This is a genomic window from Nitrosomonas halophila, assembly GCF_900107165.1.
GTDB classification, from domain to species: Bacteria; Pseudomonadota; Gammaproteobacteria; order Burkholderiales; family Nitrosomonadaceae; genus Nitrosomonas; species Nitrosomonas halophila.
On the sequence record NZ_FNOY01000003.1, the window covers coordinates 100569 to 107004 of the forward strand.

Here is a 6436-nt window from a genome sequence, read left to right on the forward strand (position 1 = left end):
AAACGGGCATGCATGGCCAGAGCATGCTGCATGCTGAAAGCAGGTCAATTAGTTTTTCTCGTATGTGCGCGATTTTCTTTCTTCATCGAGAGAGAAATGCGCTGGCGCGGCACGTCAACTTCCAGAACTTTGACTTTGACCATGTCGCCGGTTTTGACGATGTCGCGGGGATCTTTGACAAAAGTATCCGCCAGGTGCGAGATATGGATCAGGCCGTCCTGATGCACGCCAATATCGACAAAGGCGCCAAAATTGGCGACGTTTGTGATCACTCCCTCGAGCTGCATGCCGGGTTCCAGATCGGTGATTTTTTCAATACCTTCCATGTATTGCACGCTTCTGAACGCCGGGCGCGGATCGCGGCCGGGTTTTTCCAGCTCCTTGATGATATCGGTAACAGTGGGCAGGCCGAAAGTCGCATCGGCGTAATCGGCCGGGTTGAGGGAACGCAGATAAGTACTGTGACCGATCAGCTCGCGCACGGATTTGCCGGTGTTGCTGAGGATGGTTTCCACTACCGGATAGGCTTCGGGGTGAACTGCCGAGGCATCCAGTGGATTGTCGCCATTCATGATGCGCAGAAAGCCAGCTGCTTGTTCGAACGCCTTGTCGCCCAGTCGGGGTACTTTTTTCAGTTGACGGCGGCTGGTAAAAGGACCGTTCTGATCACGGAATGCAACAATGTTTTCGCTGATGCTAGTAGATAAGCCGGATACCTGTTTGAGCAGCGCCACCGATGCGGTATTGACATCGACACCGACCGCGTTGACGCAATCCTCGACTACCGCATCGAGCATGCGGGCCAGTTGCACCTGGTTGACATCATGCTGATATTGACCGACGCCGATCGATTTAGGGTCGATTTTGACCAGCTCTGCCAGCGGATCTTGCAAGCGGCGGGCGATTGAGACCGCGCCTCTCAGCGACACATCCAGATCGGGAAACTCTTTGGTGGCCAGTTCGGATGCGGAATAGACCGAGGCACCTGCCTCGGAAATCGTCAGTTTGGTGATCCGCAGTTCCGGGTGGCGCTTCATCAAGTCGCCGACCAGTTGGTCGGTTTCGCGAGAACCGGTGCCATTGCCGATGCTGATCAGCTCAACCGAATGTTGGGCGATCAATCTGGCCAGTTGCGCAATCGATTGATCCCACTGATTGCGCGGCTGATGCGGGTAAATCGTATCGGTTGCCAGCAATTTGCCGGTTGGATCGACGATAGCGACCTTGACCCCGGTGCGGATGCCGGGATCCAGGCCCATTGTGGCCTTGGGGCCAGCCGGTGCGGCCAACAGCAAATCCCGCAAGTTGCGGGCAAAAACACGAATCGCTTCCTGTTCGGCCGCTTCGCGCAGCCGCAGCTTGAGATCGAGATCGATACGCGTGAACAGTTTGATTTTCCAGGCATGGCGAGCGGTATCGGACAACCAGGCATCGGCAGCCCGGTTGAGGTCAGAGATATTGAGTCGCCGAGCGACGATTTGCTCACACAGCCGGTGTTCGTCTTGGTCATCCAGGGCGGGTTTGAGGGTGATATTCAACAAGCTTTCATTGCGCCCCCGGAACAGTGCCAATGCGCGATGTGAAGGAATCTTTCTGATTGCTTCCGAGTAATCGAAATAGTCCTTGAATTTGGCAGCTTCCTGTTCCTTGCCAGCAGCGACGGTTGCATGCAGCACGCCTTTTAACCAGATGCGCTCGCGCAATTCCGCCAGCAGCTCGGCATCTTCGGAAATGCGTTCCATGATGATCTGGCGCGCGCCCTCCAGTGCGGCGGCAACATCGGGCACGCCTTGGCCGGGGTTGAGGTAGCCGGCGGCAACGATTTCCGGAATCAGGTTGCGATCGGCCAGGATCGCATCGGCCAGCGGTTCAAGTCCAGCTTCACGGGCGATTTGCGCCTTGGTGCGACGTTTGGGTTTGTACGGGAGATAGAGATCCTCCAGCAAGGTTTTGGTATCGGCGGCATGAATCGCTTGTTCCAGTTCGGGGGTGAGCTTGCCTTGCGAAGCGATACTTTCGAGTATGGTCTCACGCCGGCTGTTGAGTTCACGCAAATAAACCAGGCGTTCATCCAGTATGCGCAGCTGGCTGTCGTCCAGTCCCCCGGTGACTTCTTTGCGATAGCGGGCGATGAAAGGCACGGTCGCGCCTTCGTCCAATAATGAAATGGCGGCCGCGACTTGTCGGGGGTTGACGGCGAGTTCTTCGGCGATGCGTTGGATAATGTCCATATGGGTTCTATCTTGTAATACAGTGATAAAAAATCTGCGATTGATCCGGTTCGGATTGCGAGCGGGGATGCCTCGCGCGTGGTGGATTGAATTCTTGTCAGGGTTATATACTCATATCTGTATAGTGTTCACGATTGACTGTTGGATTGATGGCCGGATATAAGCAAATATTGATCGTCTTTTTCTCGATCTGGATGCTGGGATGTACCCCCACCATTCACAAACCTGGCAATGCGATCATGGAGCCCAGGTTGCTCGATGACCGCTATATTACTCCAGATGGCGCGCAGCTTCCGCTCCGATATTGGTATCCCGAACAGGATGAGCCGGAAGCAGTCCTGATTGCATTACATGGATTCAACGATTACAGCCAATTTTTCGAGGAGCCAGGCAAATTCCTGAAAGACCACAGAATCGTCAGCTATGCCTACGATCAGCGCGGCTTCGGTGCCAGTGCCAGCAGAGGGTTGTGGAGCGGGATCGATGCTTATGCCGAAGACCTTAATCAGTTTATCGATTTGGTTAAATCCCAACACCAGGGGCTGCCGGTTTATTTGCTCGGCGAGAGTATGGGGGGCGCGGTGGCGATTGCAGCCATGGCGCGAAACCAGACGACAATGGTGGATGGACTGATTCTAGCGGCTCCCGCCGTTTGGGCGCGTGAGACCATGCCTTGGTATCAACGTGCCTTGTTGTGGCTGCTGGCACGTACCATGCCGTGGTTGACCTTGACCGGCCAAGGCTTGGGCGTTGTCGCATCGGACAATATCGACATGCTGATCGAGCTTGGGAAAGATCCCTTGGTGATCAAGGCAACGCGAGTCGAAGCGATTCATGGCCTGACCAACCTGATGGATGAAGCTTTTTCCAATGCCAGGAATATTCCGGTCGATACCCTGATGTTGTATGGCGAAAAGGATGAAATAATTCCTCCAAAGCCAATGTATCGCTTCCTGCGTGAATTTTCCGATCACAACGCCGCCGCGAAAACCATAGCCTTGTATGAGAACGGTTATCATATGCTGTTGCGCGACTTGCAAGCGAAGGTGATCTGGCAGGATATTTATACATGGATAAAATCCTCCAACACAGCAGCCCTTCCATCAGGCGCGGACAGGCGGTGGTGACCGTGCGCAGCATGGATAGCAAAGCCTGCCGGCAATTGAAACGAAACTCCTGTTTATCTCTATGGATTATTTTCATGCGGTAGGGCGCACCTACGCACCGTCAAACCCCGGCCGCCGCCAGTCAATTGCCTTGCGTAAGAAAAAACTTTCTGGTTCAATCAACACCTACTCTATGACATCATGGCACGATGCAGTTGGGGCACTGTGCGTACTTTTAGCCAAAATGACAAACAGCTCCAGGGAACACTTGGTACAATTGCCGTGCTGCATACCCATTCGCGCCGTCTCGATTACCATCCTCATGTGCATCTGGTCATGCCTGCTGCAGCGATTGATGCTTCCAAGCAGCTATGGTGTACCCAAACAGGGAAAAACAAGCGCGAGCTGTAGTCAGTCAAATCTGTCCACCCACACCCTTGAACTTCTCAATAAACGCGGCAATCTTCTGGAAAATGCTTTGCTTCTTCGTCAGGTACTGCGGATTCAACGGACTCATTTTTGGCAGAATGGCATTCAGCTCGGTGCCATTGTCGCTGGCAAACTCCCGCTTTAATGAGGTGGCGATATAACGCCTGGCCGCTTCTGCATTCAGGCTCTCGGCAGCAATGAGCGCTTGTGCCTCACGCTGTTGCTCCGCCCGTGCAAAAGTGAAAAAGGCATCAATGACGCTGGCCTTATCGGGAATCTCATCCAGATCCGCCTGATTGATAAAATCTACCACCAGGCTTTCCTTGGCGCGGTTGCCCAGGCTGGCGCGAATCAGGCGGCGTACTTCGTCGACCAGGTCTGATTTGTTTTTGGTTTGCTTGTTGTGCTCAAAAATCAGCTCCAGAATATAATCCAGATTGATCTCTTGTGATTTCAGCAGATCCACCTCGAACACCACGTCATCCCAGTCGAGGGTGGATTGGTCTTTGTCGTTGGCCGCTTTTTCGCGGCGTAGCCAATCCCGAATGTCGTTATAAGTGGAGCGGTAATCCTGTATCTTGCGCTCGGGAGGTAGCCTGATGCTCTGCAAAGTGGCCAGATCGTCATCGCCCAGGTAATGCTGGGCTTTGAATGCCTCAACCGCTTCCGGGTCATTCATGTCGATAGTCTGCAGCGCTTTCAGGCTGACAAATTCATCGAAGTTCTGCAGGACGTTTTCAACGCGCAGATACTCGCCAAACAGCTTTGCAAACGCCTTCTTGTCTTTCTCTTTGACGATCTCATCCGGGGCAGGAAAGTGCTGTTCCAGCTCCGCTACGACTGCCATAAAACCACGTCGTGCCTCGCCAGTGACGATATCCGTGAAGCCATCCATGTACTCCTTGTAGCTCTTCTCCAGCACCACGTTTTTGGTGTTCTTGTCGCCAAACAGGGTGATGGCATCGATGGTGGCCTTTTCCAGATCACGAAAGGTAATGATATTGCCAAAGGTTTTGGTGGCATCATAAATCCGGTTGGTGCGCGAATAGGCTTGTATCAGGCCGTGGTAACGCAGGTTCTTATCCACAAACAGGGTGTTGAGCATGGGCGCGTCAAAGCCTGTCAGGAACATGCCCACCACAATCAGCAGATCGATGTCCCTGGATTGAATCCGCTTGGCCAGGTCGCGGTAGTAGTTCTGGAAGCTATTGCTGTCCACACTGAAACTGGTTTTGAAAAAGGCGTTGTAATCGGCTATCGCCGCGCTCAAAAACTCCTTGGCGCTGCTGTTCATGGCCGACACATCAAAGCTCTCATCCTGAATATCGCCCACCGCATCCTGCTCTTCGTTGGCGGCAAACGAAAAGATCGTGGCGATTTTCAGCGGTTTCTCGCTATTGGCCTGCAGCGTGTTCAGCGATTCATAATAGAGTTTCGCGGCTTCCACGCTGCTGACCGCGAACATCGCGTTAAAGCCCAGGGCACCCGCTTGCAGGCGATGGGTTTTCTGCCGGTAGTGGTTCAAAATATATTGCGACACCTCCCGGATGCGCTCGGGGTGCAGCAGGGCTTGCCGGTTTTCCGCCGCCGTCAGTTTTTTCTCGTCCTGCTCGGTTTCAATCGCCTTGAATTGCGGGCGCACATCATTGTAATCCACCTTGAACTTGAGCACCTTCTCATCGCGAATGGCATCGGTGATCACATAGGAATGCAGCTCACGGCCAAACACGCTGGCGGTGGTTTCCGCACCAAGGGCGTTCTGGGGGAAGATCGGCGTGCCGGTAAAGCCAAACTGGTAAAACTGCTTGAACTTCTTCTTCAGGTTCTTCTGTGCCTCGCCAAACTGGCTGCGGTGGCACTCGTCAAAAATAAACACCACCTGCTTGTTATAGATCGGTAGTTCACCTTCGCTCTTCATCAGGTTGTTAAGCTTCTGGATGGTGGTGACGATGATCTTGTTGTCGTCCTTGTCCAGATTGCGCTTCAAGCCCGCGGTGCTGTCCGAGCCGTTGACGCTGTCGGGTGAAAAGCGCTGATACTCCTTCATGGTCTGGTAGTCCAGGTCTTTCCTGTCCACCACAAAAAACACCTTGACGATAAAGTCCAGCCCGGTCGCCAGGCGCGCCACCTTGAAACTGGTCAAGGTCTTGCCGGAGCCGGTGGTGTGCCAGACATAGCCGCCGCTTTCCGGCTTGCTCCAGTTTTTGGCGGTATGGGAGCTGTTGATCTTCCACAGGATACGCTCGGTGGCCGCAATCTGATAAGGGCGCATCACCAGCAGGGTGTTACTGACATCAAACACCGAGTACTTCAACAACACTTCCAGCAATGTATTCTTCTGAAAGAAGGTGGCGGTAAAGTCCTTCAAATCCTTGATCAGGCCGTTATCCGCCTTCGCCCAGTTCATGGTGAAGTCGAAACTGTTCTTGTCGCGCCGTGTGGTATTGGCAAAGTAGCGGGTATCGGTGCCGTTGGAAATCACAAACAGCTGCAAGTATTTGAACAGAGAATGCTCACTGTTGAAGCTTTCCTTGCTGTAGCGGTGCACCTGATTCGAAGCAAAAGGGGAGCAAAAGGGTAGAGTAGAGAACAGGCTTGCGCCTGCCCTCCCTCATCAAACCGTGCGTACAGTTCTCCCGTACACGGCTTTCCGATGTTCTTCATGCCGAG

The 6436-nt window shown here is 53.5% G+C and carries 3 protein-coding genes and 1 pseudogene; 2 read left to right on the top strand and 2 right to left on the bottom strand.

Going from position 1 to position 6436, the window contains the following annotated elements; genetic code table 11:
• Positions 1-44 precede the first annotated feature (44 nt).
• On the bottom strand, positions 45-2231 hold the full coding sequence (locus tag BLV85_RS01560) for a Tex family protein (protein ID WP_090411420.1): 2187 nt from the start codon (positions 2229-2231) through the stop codon (positions 45-47).
• 149 nt (positions 2232-2380) lie between these two features.
• Here BLV85_RS01560 and BLV85_RS01565 point away from each other — a divergent pair, with 149 nt between their 5' ends.
• Entirely contained in the window at positions 2381-3358 is a 978-nt protein-coding gene (locus BLV85_RS01565) for an alpha/beta hydrolase (protein WP_090411422.1), read from the top strand.
• A gap of 180 nt (positions 3359-3538) precedes the next feature.
• Positions 3539-3727 (top strand): annotated as a pseudogene (locus tag BLV85_RS01570) (transposase); the annotation flags it as partial.
• Between the two features lie 25 nt (positions 3728-3752).
• Here the strand turns inward: BLV85_RS01570 and BLV85_RS01575 are convergent.
• The gene (locus BLV85_RS01575; protein WP_245725036.1) at positions 3753-6314 is read right to left on the bottom strand and encodes a type I restriction endonuclease subunit R; all 2562 of its coding nucleotides are present in this window, start codon (positions 6312-6314) and stop codon (positions 3753-3755) included.
• Positions 6315-6436 lie beyond the last annotated feature (122 nt).

Bases quoted from the DNA above. Each gene is read 5' to 3' on its own strand.
- BLV85_RS01565 (WP_090411422.1), top strand. From the start codon at position 2,381: ATGGCCGGATATAAGCAAATATTGATCGTCTTTTTCTCGATCTGGATG.
- BLV85_RS01560 (WP_090411420.1), bottom strand. From the start codon at position 2,231: ATGGACATTATCCAACGCATCGCCGAAGAACTCGCCGTCAACCCCCGA.